This window comes from Bartonella sp. AP4SXKL (assembly GCF_042195845.1).
Classification (GTDB): domain Bacteria; phylum Pseudomonadota; class Alphaproteobacteria; order Rhizobiales; family Rhizobiaceae; genus Bartonella.
Map to the genome: position 1 here is coordinate 1 of NZ_JBHIPA010000013.1, position 16,889 is coordinate 16,889.

Genomic DNA, 16,889 nt, shown 5'->3' on the forward strand with positions numbered 1-16,889 from the left:
AGATTGCTTATTGCCTCACGCTTTTGTTTTTCACGTTCTTTAATAGGGTCACGCCCTTCACGTAAAACAGCCCGCCATCCTGTTGCCAATTCACGGGCTTGTTTTAAAGAAACATCTCGCAAGGCACCCAAGCCCATTTCACGGCGCCGACCATGAATGGTATAACGATACAGCCATTGAGCACCACCATCTTTACGCTTATGGAGAAGCAAGCCGGCACCATCATTATATTTGCCAGCTCCCAATGTTGAGACAGCCCTTGCATTAAGACGATTCATAAGAACCATTTTTACTCCTTTCTGCTATAGTTTTTACCCACACATCAACCCCGCTTGTGACGTGCAAGCAAGTGATTTTGATTGATTCAAGATACACAGATTTAAGATGAGAGAATCTTACGTTATTCAGGGTTCTCATTCAATATGAATAACGCTAGATTATGATTATAAATCAATGCCTTGAACACTGGATAAAGACGGCCTTTATAAGATTCTGCAAAACCCCATCTATATCGGAAAAATCAAACATAAAGATAAAATCTACGAAGGCCGCCATCCAGCCATCATCGATGTAGACACGTGGAATAAAGTCCGCGCCACCATGAAAGAAAATACCATCAACCGAGGCGCAATCACGCGGAAGAAAACCAAGGCCATTTTGATGGGGCTTTTGAAGTGCGGTGAATGCGAATGTGGATTGGTGGCAAGTCATACCCGTAAAAAAGGTGGCAGGCTTTATCGCTATTACACCTGTGAACATTACCGCAAAGGTATCAACCCGGATTGCAAGGTTCGCAATGTCAGCGCCAATGAAACGGAGGCATTGATATTGAATCAGCTTCAAGCTGTTTTTGCCTCGCCGGAGATGATCATGGAAACGTGGCGCGAAGCACAAAAAGAGGATGAGACCATCACGGAGCATGAGGTTTACAGCAACCTGAATGACATCGTCCCGATCTGGCAAGAACTTTATCCTGCTGAAAACAACGCATCCTTGAGTTGATGATTGAAAAAGTCATCGTCAATTATGAATTTGTCGATATCCGGATCAGGGCTGCAGGCATGGATAGTTTGGCTCGGGAATTGGACGAGCAAGACAAGCGGCTGCAAGGCATTTCAACAAAAAAACTGGAGGAGAAAGCATGGATAAATGCGTAAATATGATGGCGAACAACAGCATTTCAATCCGGGTGCCAATGCGGATCAAGAAATATGGTGGCAAGAAAATGATTATTTTGCCCGAAGGCTACCAAATGACCCCGCCACAAGAAGCACCCAAGCAAGACGAAACATTCGTAACGGCCTTTGCCAAAGCCTATTACTGGCAAAACCTGCTTGATACGGGGCGCTATAAATCCATTGATGACATGTCACGCCAACGCCAGATCAACACCTCTTATATGTCGCGGATACTGCGCCTCAATCAACTTGCTCCCCAGATCAAAAAGGCCATCTTGGATGGCACGCAGCCGCGCCAGTTAAGCCTGCAGGATATACAAACCCCATTTCCCGATATTTGGGATGAGCAATTAAAGCATTTTGGATTTGCCTAATCTCCCTTCGGTGAAATTTCACCGACCACCCTGAAATTTTTTTCAAAAAAATTTACACCCACCAAAGCCCCGGCATGCGGGGCTTTTTTGTTTTTGCGCCTTGAGTAACGCACCGATTTTCAGGGTCTCCAGTGAGTTTTCGCCAGTCCCAGTTGACCCGCCCGCGTGGCGGCTAACCGCAACTGGAGACGAAAACCATGAGCAAAAACAACTATGAAGGCATCTATCCTTATGTCGTAAACCAAGTCCGTTATCACGCACGCAGCCTGATGCGGCACTCCGCCATTCATGGCGTAGAAGTCGAGGACCTCGAGCAAGAGTTGATGCTGGATTATTTATTCCGCAAGCAGGCTTATGTTCCTGAAAAAGCAAAATGGTCGACCTTTGTTGACCGCATCCTCAACCACAAATGTGCCAGCCTCATTGAGGCCGCCCGCGCCCAAAAACGTGGGTTCGGCATCAGTGATTTTTCACTTGATGCGTGGCTTGAGGATAAGGACGGCGACGACAACGCTCTGCCTGACCCTGCAACCGAAGACCTGACCAACCGCGACCTTCAAATTGACCTTGAACAAGCTGTTCAGCAGATGCCGCCGCATCTGGTGTTTCTGCTGGTTGATCTGCGAACGCTCAGCATCAGTGAAATCTCACGCAAAACCAAAACCCCACGCTCAACCCTCTACGGGACGCTGTCCGAACTTCGCGGATCGCTGAAGGAGCGTGGCTTTGCGGAATATCTGCACTGAGCCGCCGACAGTTTTTGAGCCCTCTCGGTAAGTAACTCCTTGAAGGCAAGAAAACATGCCGGGTTCTCGCGGAAATACAAGACCTGAAGCAGGAAATACCGCGACCGCTTTGCTCTTTGGGCGGCGTCAGAACCCGGCAGCCGAAACGACATGACCAAAGAGCAAATTTTAACCTACGAAATCAAGGAGGTTTCATGTTTAAACCATCGTTACAAAAGCTGATTAAAGACAGCCTTTACGCCAAATATGTTTCGGCATTTATTCAAATCCCGGCACTTGGTGTCATAGAAGAAGACACCACCAAACCTATCCATGAGGCCACTCTGGATGATCTGGCCTTTGCCGCACAGGCTTTGGATAAAGAACAAAGCGCCATTTACAAGCACCTGTCTGTCATCCGTGAGCTTTATACGGAAGTGCAACGTCAAGGCCATACGCAGCGTCTTGAAGAAATACAGGTGCAGGCCGATGTGGCAGAAAGCAAAGCGCTCTATGCTCATGCCAGCCAGCCCAGTGGGGTGAAATGGGTTGAGGCTCTGCGTGCATCTGTTCGCCCGATTATCACCTATGCGTTTTTCATTCTGTTCGCCACCGTCAAAACCGCTGCACTGTTCAAGTTATTGGATCAGGGTGTCGGAATTACCGACGGACTGATCGCCCTGTGGGATGCTGAAACACAGGCATTATTTGCCGCTGTCATGTCCTTCTGGTTTGATCAACGTGCCTTAGCCAAGTTCCGCTCAAATCCTTGAAAAACAAGATCTTATTCACTTGATAAGCGCCAGTAATGAAGCGTTACTGTAAGTGTAAAAAGTAATTGAAAATAGGGAGATAACACCATGAGCAAACTATTTTACAAGGCCGTGATTGAAGATGTTCAAAATGAGAAGTGTACCGATGCAGAGCTCGAAGCACTGCTCGATGCTTTTGAATACACGGCCAAGAAAATGGCCACTACACTGGCCCGTAAAGCTTAGTACGCACTGGAAGATTACGCCACGGCCAAGCAATACGGCATTGACCGCTTTACGCTGATGATTGAGCGCAAAGAAGTCCTCGGGCAAGAGCAATGGCATGGCGTTTTTGAATATGGGAGCAAGAACCTTAAACTTATAGGAACACTGGAAAAATGAGACATATCACACAAAACGAATTGGACCTGATCAAACGGTTCGAGGGCTTCTCTCGAACCGTTTATTTTTGCCCGGCTGGCTATCCCACAATCGGTTATGGCCATGTTGTGAAAAACGACGAGGACTTTTCGGCAGGCATTGATGAAACACAGGCTGAAGAACTCTTGCGCCAAGATGCCCAGATCGCAGAGCGTGCCGTTCTGCGCCTAATCAATGTGCCGCTGACAGATGGCCAATTCGATGCGCTAGTGTCATTCACCTACAATCTTGGCGGCGGAGCACTCCAGCGTTCAACACTGCGCCGTAAAATCAATCGTGAGGAATACGCCGAAGTACCAGAACAGTTCATGCGCTGGGTTTGGGCGGGCAGACGTAAGCTCAAAGGGCTAGTTCGGCGTAGGTATGCCGAATGCTTGCTTTATCAAATACACTAGAGTGGTTTTTCTAGTACAATTATTGTTTCTCTAAGCAGCTCTTTGAGTCTTGGGTTCATTTTCAGCTGCTGGCCAGATGTGCTAGCTCCTCGGCAAACAATCATTTCCCTTACTTTGAAACCTGTATCTTCTGCTATCTTAGCTAGGAGTGTATCTGTGGGTATGGGTATTCCTACATAAGCACTTTGGTCGACAACGATGTGCATAAATCCGCCTTTTAATAAAACATCGTAGCAGTTTTCAATAATTGTTCGCATATCATAAAAATATGATCGAAGCATACCCGGCACGAGACGTGTACGACTGTCACGCTTGCCAGTCATTCTCTCTTTTTCAGGAATCTTTTTTTCGATTTCAACACACAGCGTATCAACTAAATCAATATCAGTTGTTTTTTCAGCAGACTTTTTAATTCTATAGTTTCGTACAAGCCTTTCCCTGTATTTGCCAAGTTTGCTTAGTAGAGAATATTCTCCAAAAACAATTTCCAGCTTATATGATTCAAAATAATCGAATGAATTTGCATAGGGCGGAGAAAATATAATAGAGCCAGCGTGATCGCCAGATATAGCACTTAAACTCAACTTTCTTGCATCAAATTCTACGCCACGTGCTAAACTGTCCTCATTGTGTGGGTTCTCTTCATAATCAATCAGTATTAGTTGCAGCTGGTCCAAGAAACGCTTTTTAACGTCGCCTACAGGTGAAGGTCTTGTTGCCAGCCCATTACCATCACGTTTTCGATTAGAACAGTCCTCCAAAATTGCTAATAAACAAAAATTCAAAATGTTGAATATGCGTTTATTTGATTCTTCGTGAATGCGACGCTTTATTTTAACAAGTTCAGTAAAGTTGCCTTGATCAAAATATTTACTAATTTGAACCTCATACTCGTTGTATTCATATTTTTCATGGTCAGTACATTTATTCCAATTATTTATTATCTTATGAAGTTTCTGCAGTTCACCTGTAGATAAAGCGTAAGATTTGACTTCTGTAGATAATATTGCGAAAGGATTAACGTCTAGGCCGACAGACGAAATGCCTAGCTCTGACGCTGCTACAGAGGTTGAACCTGAGCCGCACATGGGATCAAGAACAATACCGCCAGAAACGTTTGGGTATCTGGATAAAATTTCTTTAACAAGATCTCCTGCATAACCTTCGCGGTATCTAACCCACCTGTGGTATGGCTGTAATTTTGAAACAGAAGTGTTAACTAGTTTTTTAAAGAAAGATTCTTCATTTGAAACATTATATTTTTCTTCTAGATATTCTAAAGATTTACAGAGTTCTGTAGACGAAAATGTATCTTCCAAATCCGACCATATCAAACGTGGTTGATTTTCTGATTTAGCAAGCTGCAACATCCGCTAAGCCCTCCGTTTCTTGATTAGTTCTTAGATCTATCCGCGCATAGGCTTTTTCTAGCGACATCGAACTAAATTCGTTTTCGATATCCTCAATATTTGCTCCATCTTTAATCTGACGTATTAGGCAAAGGGCCGAGTTAGCATAAAGCTCAACTAAAAATTCCCCGAATGACACACTGCAGTCTTTTTCTTGAAGCTTTAACATCGTATCATTGAGACATTCATTGAAACTGCCATTATAGTCTTTCTCATTAGGCAGACTTTTCTTGCTGAATGTATAAATAAAATCACCCTGTGGAGTTCCATCGTGACGGAGGTGCGCCGTATCTCGATAAGCATGAATGGCTTCTTGGTAAAAAATCCCTTCCGGTTCAATATGAAATCCTGCATCCAAGGTTGCTTTGATAACGGCATACCATGCTCTAATATCTTTATTGTTAAAGGTGTAAACCAAGCAACCGTCTGATTTTAATACTCTGTTACATTTTTGAAAAACGCCGAGTAAAAGTTCATAGTAATCGGAAAAATCTTTCTGGTAGGTTTTATCTTTTGTTTTTCTGTGAACAACGGCTTCAGAGGCAAGCTTATGCTCTGGAAATGGAAACTTAGTTCTGCCTTCTAACCAGACCTGCCAAAAAGCACACAATTCACCATATTGGACATTACTTCCATATGGTGGATCAGTTATAATCATGTCGACAGAACCATCTGGGATATCGACCTGTTTTGAATCCACGCATTGCACCATGAAGTCCGCAGAGCCCTTTTCAAGGTCTGAGAAGTTCAGAGTATTTTTCTTTGAATTAAATCTAGAATCTCGATCTTTTAGGCCAGACTTGATCGCCTTTAATCTATTGTCAAAATATTCAAATGGATTGGCTTCAATAAATTGATTTGGTATCCAAAACGCATGCTTTGCCCACGCAACAGGTCTTCCATCCATCCAAGATGAAGTTGAGAAGTTCATGTTGTTGGTGTACCTGATTAATGAACTCAATATAAATATTAAAAAATCATACTCGGGATCACTCATATCTTTTTGAATTTTAAGCTTCTTGGCCATTTCAAAAAAGCTCGCCGAAATCAAAAGGTTTCTTGGGGTGAAAAAATCCGTAAATTTCACAAAGCCTTTTCTATGAAGACAATCTTCCTGTTGTCGGTCCCATTCAGCCGGAATTTCAAAATCAGGAAAATGAAGTCCTAAACTAGTTTTTAATTTCTCTAGGTTTTCGCTATATTGTTTATGTTTCTCAATATCGTCTCTAGACGGTTCCTTTGCATCATGTGCTCCGCATTTCTTGCATCGATATCTTAAGCTAATTATTTCACTGGAAATTCTGGGAGCGTCTGCTGCTTTAATATTTGAGCTGCAATGGTCGCAGACATATATGCCATTCTTTGGTTTTCCAGCATCGTTAAGCGCTTTATTGTCATTACGAAAGGACGTGTTTTTGCTACAATGTGGACACTTTATTAAATATGCATGCTCTATCCAACGAACATGTGCCTTGTCGTTTTTACAGTCTCCGCATTCTGTTGTAAAAGAATCTTCAAAATGACCTTTAACCATTTTCTTAAGGTCAAGTGCATAAGAAAGAATTTTAGCGGCATCAACGTCACAAATTTGGCAATACTGGATGAAAGAGGCTACCGGATTAACATCGGTCGAAACAATTTTTCGATTAAGAGTTAACCCTTCAATTAAGGTGACGCCCCCTCCACCAAATGGATCAAAAATTATTTGACCTTCCTTCGTATAAAAGTCGATGAGTTCACGAAATACATTGTGAGGTCTTCTCGCGAAATATTTATGCATTTTATAAATCGGAGTGTGACCAAGTGACTTTAAATGTTTGCTAAAATATTTTTTTTGATTTATTTCACCCATAGCGTATCTCCATAATCTTTATGTATGTGTTTTTCTGACTCCGCAAGGAGTGACGCTAGGAACGCTTCTTTTTCCTTTATTATCAAGAAGATATTTTTATTTGGGGTAAAGCACTCATCAAAGATTTCTAGGTGCCGCATAAGGTACCGATACTGGTTTCCAGCTGTAGTACGATCTGTCCATACATTATTGTACGAAAAAGCCTTTTCATATCTTGAATTTAAGTCTTTAAGTATCTCATTTTTATTTGCTTCGTTTGTAAGCAAAATATTAGGGTATGCAGCTTCTATTTCCTTGGCAACCGATATTGCAAGTTCTAAATCAGGCTTTCCATCATTGAATTGAATTGAAAATAAGCTGTACAAAAACTGGATGTAGTTCAGGCTCTTTATTTCAAGCATGAAGCTAATCGCCTCCCTATATGGAAAGAGAATACCGTCTTTATGTTCTTCCCTGTACAAAAGAAACTGGTTTCTAAGAGCGTCTAAAAAGCTTATATGGCCTTGCTGGTACAAAAGGCCTAGTTTACTTAATTGGTATTTGTTTCTCTCTACTTCATGAAGGAAGCCGACCCTTTCACAGTGAGATACATTGTTATTGTTTATTCTGATCTCTTTTGACGTGTATATTGCATCAGGGTTATCAGTGATAATTTCAAATGTAGGAGTTATTAAGCTTTCTTCTAATTTTATTGGTGTATAGTCACAAAGTGTCTTAAAAATACGTGTGAAGTCGCCTTTTCTTTCATTTTTTCCAAGTTTACTACCGACACCTATGCTACCCGTTGGGTTTTTGTTTACGTTTGCAATTCGTAGCAAAAGCGCATCTTCAAAGTCCGAAGTGTTCAATTCCGTTGGCAGATTTATAACTACTTTTCCCGGAACAGAACTACTACCTTTTATTCGACCTTTTGCAGCAGACAAATTGATTGAATCGATCCATTCTGCAAGAGCTTCATCTTGATCTCGCATAGCTTGAATGAGATTAAATAAAGCTTCAAATCCAGCTCCAGAAAGTACATCTTCACCTTCTTGATCGAGTAACACAGGAATGATTATATACGAAAGCCTGCCTGTTTCTCCAAATTTTTGTCTTACAGCACGACCGACAGCCTGCACAATGTCAATCATTGAACCTTTAGGGTCAGCAAAGAAGACAGCATCAATTAGAGGAATATCTATTCCTTCAGTCAAGCAACGAACATTTGTGATCACGCCCAGTTCTGAGTCTTCAAAATTTTGTATTATCTCAGCACGATCTTGAGCAGTCATGGCTCCGTTGATGTGTGCAATAGCAGTCTTTTTATCACCAAAAGAGCTCTCAGCAGACAAGCGATTTGCAAAATCACGAGATTCAGAAATCTTGGAGTGAAATGATATAACCTTTGTTAATCCAAGATCTTGTATGGATTTCTTTAGCAAAGCTATTTTATAAATATTTTGAACAGTTTCTGTATGACTATCATCATCAGTCACATAAACATTGTTTTTTATAAGTTGATTATATTCAGAACTGCTAATTCCCGTAAATACAATGCGATAATCTGAGATAATATTTTTCTCTATTGCTTCACCAAAAGTAAGCCGGTGAAAAACATCACCATAGATACTTTTATCATTCATAGAAAAAACAGAGAGATTATGTTCTTCGAGTTTTGAGCTTAGTTTTGGTCTAACGAGGCGCTCTGTAGCGGTAAGAAAAAGTTTTTTCTTTGTTTTAATGGCAGCATCGTCAAGAGCAATATTAAACTGAGAGTTTGAAACTCCCGCAGTTCTGTGCGCTTCGTCATAAAAAGCGATATCGAATGAAAAGCTGTTTTCATTCTCGGATAGCGCATTCTTTATTACTTCCGCAGACTGATATGTACTAAAAATAAACTTCTTTTTATTAGAAGGCTGGGCAATAAAATTACGTACAGCTTCTGCTGAGGTAGTCACAGGTATATCAATATCGCCTATATCAATGTTATTGCTATCAACTTCTGCATCAACTGTTTGATCACTGCAAACGCACAAATACTGAAATGGCGATGAAGACTCAGCGGACCACTCCTCGAGTGCTTGCCTAACAAGTTGCAGGCTTGGGGCAAAAAATATTACGTTGTCAGCTTGAAGATGCTCAAGGGTCCACAGTGCGATGAGAGTCTTTCCTATTCCACAAGCCGCAATGAGCTTTCCTCGATCACTTGATGAAAATCCAGAAATAATGTCTTGAAGTATCTCAGATTGATATGGTCGAGGACTCTTCTTATCTCTTTCAATTTGAATATTTTGAGAAATGGCAGACTGATATAAAGAAGAAAAGAAGTCTTCGTCCAAAGAGGTAAATCGGTCAACTAATGCACTTAGATGCCCGGTTTTTTTATGAGCTACATTCGGCAGAATGTGAGTGTTAGAAATAATCAACCTGTAATCAGCGTACTCTGCTTCAGCCCAAAATGTTGAAAGTTCGCGTGATGTAAGTGCTGCTCGCCCAGACCGGAACTTGGCTTGCCAAGCGATATAATCTCCTGCGTTGTTGATAAAAACTCCATCTACGCCATAGTCTGTTTTCTCCAGACGAAGCTTATCAACAACATGCTTTGGAAACGGACGGTTATCAACAATTGGGCAATATATCTCTTTAATCTGATGTAAGTCAGATAAGAACTTCAAATAAAAATAACAGAAATATTCAAACGCATCGCCTTTAGCTTTGTTGTCACCAATAGCCTCAAGCGTTCTCTCAAGAGAATTCCAATCGCTGTATTTTGTCTTAAAAATATCAATCATCTTTGTTGGTTCTTTTTTCTTTTGATTGTTCGTTAACGCCTTCTTCTATCCACTTTTCGAGCTGCTCTCGTTTGAAACGCCAAGCTCCACCAACTTTGAACGCGGGTATCTTCCTGTCTGACAGGAGTTTATAGACGTGCCGTTCTGTTACTTTTAAGTAACGGGCCACTTCCTCAACTGTCAGAATATCGTGCTCGTCAGACATGCCTTCTCACTTATAATTTGGTCATTAAGATGTAAAATATTCTAAAATGTTCATAAGCACAAGGACAATGATAAAAAATGGCAGGGATGTAAGTGCAGCAATACGGTAACGATCAGATTCTCTACTCACCATCGGACTTGGTCACCTTTTTGGGGTGTCACCATGCGAGCTTCCTTGATGTGAAGGCGCTAAGCGAGAGCATGGATAAGGCCGAAGCCAGCACTACAGCTCAGCTACTGCAGCAAAAAGGCTTGGAACATGAGGCGGTGTATCTCCAGCAGCTTAAAGACGAAGGTAAATCCGTCGTTGAAATCCCTAAAGACTGCAATCTGCAAAATCGTGCCCAGTTAACACTGGAGGCCATGCAGTCCGGTGCGGATGTCATTTATCAGGTCGTTTTCTTTGTGCCGCCTTGGCGGGGTGATGCTGACTTTCTGATTAAGTGCGATACGTCGTCAGACTTAGGGGATTTCAGCTATGAGGTGCTGGATACCAAACTGGCGCGAACGGCTGAGTCCAAGCATATCATGCAGCTTTGCGTCTATTCTGAGCTGCTGACTGACCTGCAAGGATTGCGCTCGGCTGATATGCATCTGTTTCTGGGCGACCATGAAAAACACAGCTTCCGCGTGGCTGACTTTTTCTATTACTACACCCGCGCCAAAGGCCGCTTTGAAAGCTATCTGCAAAACCTGCCTGCGGACTCATATCCTGAGCCTTGTGGCCATTGCAATTTCTGCCCGTGGCGTGATGGCTGCAAAGCGCAGTGGGAGCAAGATGACCATTTAAGCCTTGTAGCCAACATTCAGCGCTCACAGATGGACAAGCTACGGAAGGCTGGTATCCGCACCGTTGCAGAGCTTGCCGCCACTGCACCTGACACCAAAATCCCTGATTTGAGCCGTGATGTATTTTTACGCCTGCGCTCCCAAGCTGTCCTGCAACACCACAAAGCCACCACTGGCGAGAATAAATGCGAGATCATTCCGTTTCCTCCGGGCAAGGGCTTTACCCGTATGCCAGTGCCGGATAATGGTGACCTGTTCTTTGATATGAAAGGCGATCCGCTTTACCCGAATGGCTTGGAGTATTTGTTTGGGGTGTATTATTTCAAAGATGGCAAGGAGCTGTTCCTTCCGTTCTGGGCGCATGACCATGAAGAAGAAAAAGAGACCTTTAAGCGCTTCATGGGCTTTCTGGCTGATCATCTTGCTAAACACCCACATGCCCATATCTATCATTACAACCACTATGAAACCACAGCCCTGAAACGATTGGCCTGCCGTTATGCGGTCTGCGAAGAGCCGCTGGATAATCTGCTTCGCAACCAGAAATTCATTGATCTGTATCTGGTGATGCGTGAAAGCATCCGCACCTCTGAACCCGGCTATTCCATCAAAAACATGGAAACCTTCTATATGGACAAGCGTGCCAATGCTGTGGCGACCCGCCGCCGATAGCATCATCGTCTACAACGAATGGCGTGAAACAGGTGCTGATGAATTGCTGCAAGAGATTTCTGATTATAACGAGGTGGATTGCGTTTCCACGCATTTGCTGCGTGATTGGCTGCTGACACTTAAGCCGGAAGATGCGCCGTGGTTTAAGGGCCTTCCGGAATATGCCGAGGAAGAAAAGCTACAGCGCAAGGACTGGGAAATCGAATATGAGGATTACCAAACCCGCCTTGGCGTGATCGAGGATAACCCACCGCCGATCAATGAGCGGCTATCGCATCTACTGGAGTTTCATAATCGGGAAGCCAAGCCGCAATGGTGGAGCAGCTTTGAACGGCAGAACAAATTTGAAGATGAGCTGGTTGACGATACGGAGTGCCTTGGTGGCCTGCGGCAAGTTGGCAGCCCCGAGCCTGAAAAGCGTTCCCTGATATACAGCTATCGCTTTCCTTCACAGGAATACAAGCTGAAGGTCGGCGCTCAGGCCGTTGATATTGCTGTCATGGAAAATGCAGGCACGATTGTTGAAATCGATGAAGATGCCTGCATTGTCAAAATCAAGCGCGGGGTCAGCAAAGAACCATTGCCGGAAAGCCTATCAATTGGCCCACCGGGACCGATTGACAGCAAGATCATCCGCTCCGCTATTTACCGCTATGCCGACCATGTGCTGGAAGCGCCAGAAGGCACTCATGCCGCGACAGAACTACTGGCGCGAAATGTACCACGCATTCAGGGCAAGCAGTCGGGCGAAGCGGTTATCACCTCTGATGATCTGCAAGGCGATGCGCTGGAAGCCATCGCGGCATTAGATAACAGCTATCTCTTTATCCAAGGTCCACCGGGCGCAGGTAAGACTTATACCAGCAGCCATATCATTGTGGACCTGATCAAACGCGGCAAGAAAATCGGCGTTACCTCCAACTCGCACAAGGCCATTCACAACTTGCTGGAAAAAGTGGAAAGCGTTGCCGCTGAAAAAGGCGGGAACTTCCATGGCATCAAAAAAACCAGCAGCGGTAATGATGAAACCGTTTTTGATGGGCAATTCATCCGCTCAGAAACCAAGATCGAGAATATGAGCCTTGGCACTGATCTGTTTGCGGATACCGCATGGACATTTGCCAGCCCGTACTTTGATGGTTAGCTGGATTACCTGTTTATTGATGAGGCCAGACAAGTTGCGACCGCCAATGTGGTGGCGATGGCCACGGCGACCAAGAATATCATTCTGGTAGGAGATCAAATGCAGCTTGGTCAGCCTATCCAAGGCACTCATCCGGGCGAGGCTGGATTGTCAGTGCTGGAATTCTTGTTGGGCAATTATTCCACTATTCCGGCTGAGCGCGGCATCTTCCTTGGCCAGACACGCCATATGCGTCCAAGCATCTGCCAGTTTATTTCTGATGCCTTTTATGATGGTCGCCTGACTGCTCATGAAAGCACTGCTGAGCGCGGCCTGAATCTGCAAGGCGTTGATCTGCCCAATGCAGGGATTGTCATGATCCTGGCAGAGCATGAAGGCTGCTCACAAAAAAGCGTTGAGGAAGGCGAGATCATCAAAACCAAATATGATGCCTTGCTTGGCCAAGAGTTTACCGACCGTAATGGCATCCGCCCGATCCACCGAGGATGATATTCTTGTGGTCACGCCATATAATGTGCAGGTCAATTATCTGCGCTCCATCCTGCTGGACAATGCTAAGATCGGCACCGTTGATAAGTTCCAAGGCCAAGAAGCGCCGATCGTGCTGATTTCTATGGTGACATCCAGCGCCGAAGATCTGCTGCGCAACATTGAGTTTCTCTACAGCAAGAACCGTTTGAATGTTGCCGTGTCACGCGCACAGTGTTTGGCGGTCGTGATCGCTAATCCAAAATTGCTGGAAATCCCATGCGACTCTGTAGAGCAGATGAAACTGGTCAACACATTCTGCTGGCTGGATGAGTATGCAGCCTCTGGAGATACGCAACAAATTCCGAGGAGAAGTAACCTTGGCTAATAACTGGAACATTCCTGATTGGTTGGAAAAAGAAGTGCGGGATCGTGATAAGATTTGCGTCTATTGCAGGTCAGAATTTACGCCAGTAAACGTTTCCAGAAAAACGGCGGCAAGTTGGGAGCATATCATTAATGACGCATCCATAATCACACGGGAAAATATAGCGCTCTGTTGTTGTGGATGTAATTCAAGCAAGGGACAAAAGCCTTTGCTTGAATGGCTTAATTCTAAATATTGCTCTGACAGAAATATATCTAAAGATTCTGTTGCTCCGATTATTAAGACAGCAATAGCTACAGCACGTTGCGGTGAATAACTGGCTTAATCACCGTATATTTTGCGGCGATTATCCGTTTCCAATGAAGGCAAGGCAGGATTCGAACCCTCGGTATAGTACCGTAGTAATCTGCATTAAAGGGTTCATGCTACCCAGTATTTGAAATGCAAACCCTCAGTACCGTAGCAACAAAAACCTTGATTTTGTTATCTTTCAGGACGATTATTGCTGCAACTCAATGGTAGGTGTAGAGGATTCGAACCCAAAGGGGGTCAATACCCCGCCATTAATTTAAAACGAACTTTCATATGCTTGATATGACATAGTTTAAAAAGCTCAGCATTTGCAGGATTTTTTGCTGTTGCAATTGACCAGTTCGCGCCAATCTATACCTGTCATTATGTACAACTAGAAATTGTTGTTGAATTTCCATGAATTTTACACTTTTTAAGCTCCTCTCCTCTCGATCTTGAGATAACCTGATCTAGCATAAACGATCTCTTCAAATATCATTAAAGGATTTTTGCCATTATCACTAACTTCTGGTAGAGCTTTTAGAATTAATGGTGATCATAGTGCTATTTGCAATTTCGTTGCTTAACGGGCTAAATGCGTTTTATCCACATGAGAGGTAACGAACACCTCAGCTTTTCTCACGCAATGTGCTTATTTAAAATTAATGTCATGAATATTTGTACAAAATTTTTATCTATACGATAATCAAAAAAAGGCTGACGTAATAATTGAATATCATTCATGTGGCGCTTTCTTTTATCTTTAAGCTTTGTATGTAAATAGATAGTCCGTGCAAAATAAATAAAGGGGCGCAAAAGCCTATAAATACACATAGGATGTATAATATAGAAAATGAAAAAAAATTTCCTGCATATAAAAGCACAATAGAGAATAAAGCTGTTATGATGCGTACACTGGCATCGCCTGCCAAAATCACCTCGGCTAAATTTTCACTAGGTGTGATAGCTTGTCCAATTGTTATTCCCGATATCCTAAAATAAAATTGCCCAATACCTAATAAAAAACCCATAATATAAAGGGAATATTGAGTAAAATTTAAATATAAAACAAAAGAGATTGCGATCACGGCAAAAGCCGGTGCCCCCCATACAAAAAAACGAATTAAAGATGGAAATTTCCGTAAATAATAAGATGAGATAAGACCATTGATCACAAAACCCAGTGCTGACAAAGCAAAAATAGAATTTTGAATAGCTGTAAATTTTATATTATCTGATGTTATAGAAGCAAGAACAAGTGGCAATAAAACAATAGGCCCCGTATAGAGAGAATTATTCAAAATACGATTAATCGTTAAAAAACGCAACGCAGAAATCCGCCAAAGGCACCTGAACCCAACTCCATAAGCTTTTTGAGATGGCTTTTTTAATAGCTCTTTTGCTCTGTTTAGTTGTTGTATAGACTTTATACGAAACCATAAGCAGGCATTCAAAAGATAGATAAATACAATAAAGGCTATGGCTATTTTGTGCCCCAAATGCGCAATTATAAAATATATAAGCAATGGGGATATAATAACAAAAAACTGACAGCAACTAGTGTAAAATGCAAAAATTCCAGCTTTTTGTTTGGGAGCTGGAATCAGCTGATTCAAGGCACTATTGTTATTTGGGTTATCAGCCCCCATCAAGAGAGCAAGTAAAAAAAATACAAATAAAATAAGTACTGGATTGTTCATAAATAATAAGAAAGACAATAAACAAGCGCAAATAATTTGGCTATAAAACCCAATTATAAAGCCTTGATAGTGCACCAACACGTTTCCCAAACATAAGCCAGCAATTCCAATTGCGATTAAATTAACGACATTTAAAGCAGCAGATGCTTCTCCAGTTGTATCTTGGAATTGTAATAAAGAAAGGCCGATAGATAATACACCACTAGCACAAAAACTCGTCAAACAACCAATCACAATCATAAGAAAAACAGAATTACGCAATAGCCTCCCCCCTCTTAAACAGAGACTCAAGCCATTTTATGATTTTCTCCATTGTCGAATATGGTTCGGTACTAAATTCCAGTTTTTCATAAAAGTTTAGTTCAAATGCGTTATAGGCACTTATTTTTTGAAAGTCATCTGTCAGCATGAATTCTATACTTGGCAGCGTTGTACCCATAGATTGAGACAAATAATAGGAAATTACTTTCCAATACATATAGGTACGCTCTCTTGCCAAATAATTTTCCAAGGCATATTTCAAGTGACAACCACTTAAAATATATTTCGGACAATGGTGCAACGGATAATAAATACAAATAGCACCGGCTTCATGTCCGAGACAAGAAGAGATATTAATATTTTTATCATTTCATAATATTATAAAAACGCTCAGTGAGCAGATCTTCCAAATTTAGTCTAGTCACAACAAGATTGGTTGCTAATTTTTGAGCAACGTGAGACCAAGCCAATCTTACTACTAAAGTTCCAATAACCTTTAAGTCAGATTCTGGATAAGCTTTTTTTAAATTTTCCACCCATATGTCTCTGTGACATATAATAATTGGCTCATCTCGTCTGAATGAACAAGATGTAATTCTAAACCAATATTATCACAAAGTTTTGAGCTCTTGAATTCTCCGTATCCTAATCTGGTATTCTTAAATCATCATAGGAACTAAGAATTTTTAAGTATTCCAACTTTTATTAAACTTTGTAACAATCTATTAGAATCTCCCCTTCACTGACTTCGACAATTATTTTCTCACCACTACAAGAACAAAAAATTATCTTTGAATTTGCTTACTTTTAGAAAGAAAAATGAGCAATACTTTTCCTTAACTAAAAGAAACACGCTCTATACCTTTTTCTTTATGATTATCAAAAAACTATCCCGTTACAATTAACCATCAATTATTAGAATAATATTCTGCGTTTAGCCTAATAAACTGTTATAATCAATGTTTTTCTCTGTTCTAAAAATCAGTGCTTTTCATTCTAGAGATACTCGTAATTGCTGTAAAATCTTTCCCAAATAACACGATCACCCTGAGAAGTTTTATACATACACACTACA

The 16,889-nt window shown here is 42.0% G+C and carries 19 protein-coding genes and 1 pseudogene; 13 read left to right on the plus strand and 7 right to left on the minus strand.

Annotated elements, in window-relative coordinates:
* Positions 1–287, minus strand: a 287-nt coding sequence (locus ACFIMI_RS07435; protein WP_375692403.1) for an Arm DNA-binding domain-containing protein, incomplete at its 3' end; no start/stop codon positions are given.
* A 205-nt stretch (positions 288–492) separates the two neighbouring features.
* Here ACFIMI_RS07435 and ACFIMI_RS07440 point away from each other — a divergent pair.
* The 8 genes and pseudogenes from ACFIMI_RS07440 to ACFIMI_RS07475 form a co-directional block, all read left to right on the plus strand.
* Positions 493–600, plus strand: a pseudogene (locus tag ACFIMI_RS07440) (recombinase family protein); the annotation flags it as partial.
* On the plus strand, positions 601–1,002 hold the full coding sequence (locus ACFIMI_RS07445) for a zinc ribbon domain-containing protein (RefSeq protein WP_375692404.1): 402 nt from the start codon (positions 601–603) through the stop codon (positions 1,000–1,002). It begins immediately after the preceding pseudogene.
* A complete protein-coding gene (locus tag ACFIMI_RS07450; RefSeq protein WP_375612851.1) occupies positions 1,002–1,157 on the plus strand; it encodes a hypothetical protein in 156 nt (51 codons plus the stop codon). The genes ACFIMI_RS07445 and ACFIMI_RS07450 overlap by 1 nt, the downstream gene beginning before the upstream one ends.
* Positions 1,142–1,552 carry a hypothetical protein gene (locus ACFIMI_RS07455; protein ID WP_375629547.1) on the plus strand — a complete coding sequence of 137 codons (411 nt, stop codon included), beginning with the start codon at positions 1,142–1,144 and terminating at the stop codon, positions 1,550–1,552. Before ACFIMI_RS07450 ends, ACFIMI_RS07455 begins: the two co-directional genes overlap by 16 nt.
* Positions 1,553–1,749: 197 nt before the next feature.
* Positions 1,750–2,298, plus strand: coding sequence for an RNA polymerase sigma factor (locus ACFIMI_RS07460; protein ID WP_375612853.1), 549 nt, complete (start codon positions 1,750–1,752; stop codon positions 2,296–2,298).
* Positions 2,299–2,492: 194 nt separating this feature from the next.
* The gene (locus tag ACFIMI_RS07465) at positions 2,493–3,050 is read left to right on the plus strand and encodes a hypothetical protein (protein WP_375692405.1); all 558 of its coding nucleotides are present in this window, start codon (positions 2,493–2,495) and stop codon (positions 3,048–3,050) included.
* 87 nt (positions 3,051–3,137) lie between these two features.
* Positions 3,138–3,275 (plus strand): hypothetical protein, encoded by a 138-nt coding sequence (locus tag ACFIMI_RS07470; protein WP_375612855.1) that lies wholly within the window; start codon positions 3,138–3,140, stop codon positions 3,273–3,275.
* A 152-nt stretch (positions 3,276–3,427) separates the two neighbouring features.
* Positions 3,428–3,865: a lysozyme gene (locus ACFIMI_RS07475; protein ID WP_375612856.1), complete on the plus strand. Its 438-nt coding sequence runs from the start codon at positions 3,428–3,430 to the stop codon at positions 3,863–3,865.
* Here ACFIMI_RS07475 and ACFIMI_RS07480 read toward each other — a convergent pair.
* From ACFIMI_RS07480 to ACFIMI_RS07495, 4 genes are read right to left on the minus strand one after another with little or no spacing between them, the layout of a single operon-like run.
* Complete coding sequence (locus ACFIMI_RS07480) at positions 3,862–5,235, minus strand: DNA methyltransferase (protein WP_375612857.1); 1,374 nt, start codon at positions 5,233–5,235, stop codon at positions 3,862–3,864. The two genes, ACFIMI_RS07475 and ACFIMI_RS07480, sit on opposite strands and share 4 nt — an antisense overlap.
* Positions 5,219–7,126, minus strand: a complete 1,908-nt coding sequence (locus ACFIMI_RS07485; RefSeq protein WP_375612858.1) for a DNA methyltransferase — start codon at positions 7,124–7,126, stop codon at positions 5,219–5,221. The genes ACFIMI_RS07480 and ACFIMI_RS07485 overlap by 17 nt, the downstream gene beginning before the upstream one ends.
* Positions 7,114–9,897 (minus strand): DEAD/DEAH box helicase family protein, encoded by a 2,784-nt coding sequence (locus ACFIMI_RS07490; protein WP_375689068.1) that lies wholly within the window; start codon positions 9,895–9,897, stop codon positions 7,114–7,116. The genes ACFIMI_RS07485 and ACFIMI_RS07490 overlap by 13 nt, the downstream gene beginning before the upstream one ends.
* The gene (locus ACFIMI_RS07495) at positions 9,890–10,102 is read right to left on the minus strand and encodes a helix-turn-helix domain-containing protein (protein WP_375612860.1); all 213 of its coding nucleotides are present in this window, start codon (positions 10,100–10,102) and stop codon (positions 9,890–9,892) included. The genes ACFIMI_RS07490 and ACFIMI_RS07495 overlap by 8 nt, the downstream gene beginning before the upstream one ends.
* Positions 10,103–10,194: 92 nt before the next feature.
* Here ACFIMI_RS07495 and ACFIMI_RS07500 point away from each other — a divergent pair, with 92 nt between their 5' ends.
* The 5 genes from ACFIMI_RS07500 to ACFIMI_RS07520 are packed head-to-tail and all read left to right on the plus strand — an operon-like array spanning position 10,195 to position 13,878.
* Positions 10,195–11,562 carry a TM0106 family RecB-like putative nuclease gene (locus tag ACFIMI_RS07500; protein ID WP_375612861.1) on the plus strand — a complete coding sequence of 456 codons (1,368 nt, stop codon included), beginning with the start codon at positions 10,195–10,197 and terminating at the stop codon, positions 11,560–11,562.
* Positions 11,537–12,706, plus strand: a complete 1,170-nt coding sequence (locus tag ACFIMI_RS07505) for a ribonuclease H-like domain-containing protein (protein ID WP_375612862.1) — start codon at positions 11,537–11,539, stop codon at positions 12,704–12,706. Before ACFIMI_RS07500 ends, ACFIMI_RS07505 begins: the two co-directional genes overlap by 26 nt.
* Positions 12,707–12,763: 57 nt before the next feature.
* On the plus strand, positions 12,764–13,195 hold the full coding sequence (locus tag ACFIMI_RS07510; protein ID WP_375692406.1) for a hypothetical protein: 432 nt from the start codon (positions 12,764–12,766) through the stop codon (positions 13,193–13,195).
* 7 nt (positions 13,196–13,202) lie between these two features.
* Positions 13,203–13,562: an AAA domain-containing protein gene (locus tag ACFIMI_RS07515; RefSeq protein WP_375612864.1), complete on the plus strand. Its 360-nt coding sequence runs from the start codon at positions 13,203–13,205 to the stop codon at positions 13,560–13,562.
* Complete coding sequence (locus ACFIMI_RS07520; protein WP_375612865.1) at positions 13,555–13,878, plus strand: HNH endonuclease; 324 nt, start codon at positions 13,555–13,557, stop codon at positions 13,876–13,878. Before ACFIMI_RS07515 ends, ACFIMI_RS07520 begins: the two co-directional genes overlap by 8 nt.
* Positions 13,879–14,593: 715 nt before the next feature.
* On the opposite strand, the gene ACFIMI_RS07525 is transcribed toward ACFIMI_RS07520, so the two are convergent.
* Entirely contained in the window at positions 14,594–15,814 is a 1,221-nt protein-coding gene (locus ACFIMI_RS07525) for an MFS transporter (protein WP_375612866.1), read from the minus strand.
* A gap of 365 nt (positions 15,815–16,179) precedes the next feature.
* On the minus strand, positions 16,180–16,350 hold the full coding sequence (locus ACFIMI_RS07530) for a hypothetical protein (RefSeq protein ID WP_375612867.1): 171 nt from the start codon (positions 16,348–16,350) through the stop codon (positions 16,180–16,182).
* Positions 16,351–16,889: the final 539 nt, after the last annotated feature.

Excerpts from the sequence above, each read along its gene's own strand:
- ACFIMI_RS07445 (WP_375692404.1), top strand. The coding sequence starts at position 601 with ATGAAAGAAAATACCATCAACCGAGGCGCAATCACGCGGAAGAAAACC.
- ACFIMI_RS07450 (WP_375612851.1), top strand. The coding sequence starts at position 1,002 with ATGATTGAAAAAGTCATCGTCAATTATGAATTTGTCGATATCCGGATC.
- ACFIMI_RS07455 (WP_375629547.1), top strand. The coding sequence starts at position 1,142 with ATGGATAAATGCGTAAATATGATGGCGAACAACAGCATTTCAATCCGG.
- ACFIMI_RS07460 (WP_375612853.1), top strand. The coding sequence starts at position 1,750 with ATGAGCAAAAACAACTATGAAGGCATCTATCCTTATGTCGTAAACCAA.
- ACFIMI_RS07465 (WP_375692405.1), top strand. The coding sequence starts at position 2,493 with ATGTTTAAACCATCGTTACAAAAGCTGATTAAAGACAGCCTTTACGCC.
- ACFIMI_RS07470 (WP_375612855.1), top strand. The coding sequence starts at position 3,138 with ATGAGCAAACTATTTTACAAGGCCGTGATTGAAGATGTTCAAAATGAG.
- ACFIMI_RS07475 (WP_375612856.1), top strand. The coding sequence starts at position 3,428 with ATGAGACATATCACACAAAACGAATTGGACCTGATCAAACGGTTCGAG.
- ACFIMI_RS07480 (WP_375612857.1), bottom strand. The coding sequence starts at position 5,235 with ATGTTGCAGCTTGCTAAATCAGAAAATCAACCACGTTTGATATGGTCG.
- ACFIMI_RS07485 (WP_375612858.1), bottom strand. The coding sequence starts at position 7,126 with ATGGGTGAAATAAATCAAAAAAAATATTTTAGCAAACATTTAAAGTCA.
- ACFIMI_RS07490 (WP_375689068.1), bottom strand. The coding sequence starts at position 9,897 with ATGATTGATATTTTTAAGACAAAATACAGCGATTGGAATTCTCTTGAG.
- ACFIMI_RS07495 (WP_375612860.1), bottom strand. The coding sequence starts at position 10,102 with ATGTCTGACGAGCACGATATTCTGACAGTTGAGGAAGTGGCCCGTTAC.
- ACFIMI_RS07505 (WP_375612862.1), top strand. The coding sequence starts at position 11,537 with ATGCTGTGGCGACCCGCCGCCGATAGCATCATCGTCTACAACGAATGG.
- ACFIMI_RS07510 (WP_375692406.1), top strand. The coding sequence starts at position 12,764 with ATGGCCACGGCGACCAAGAATATCATTCTGGTAGGAGATCAAATGCAG.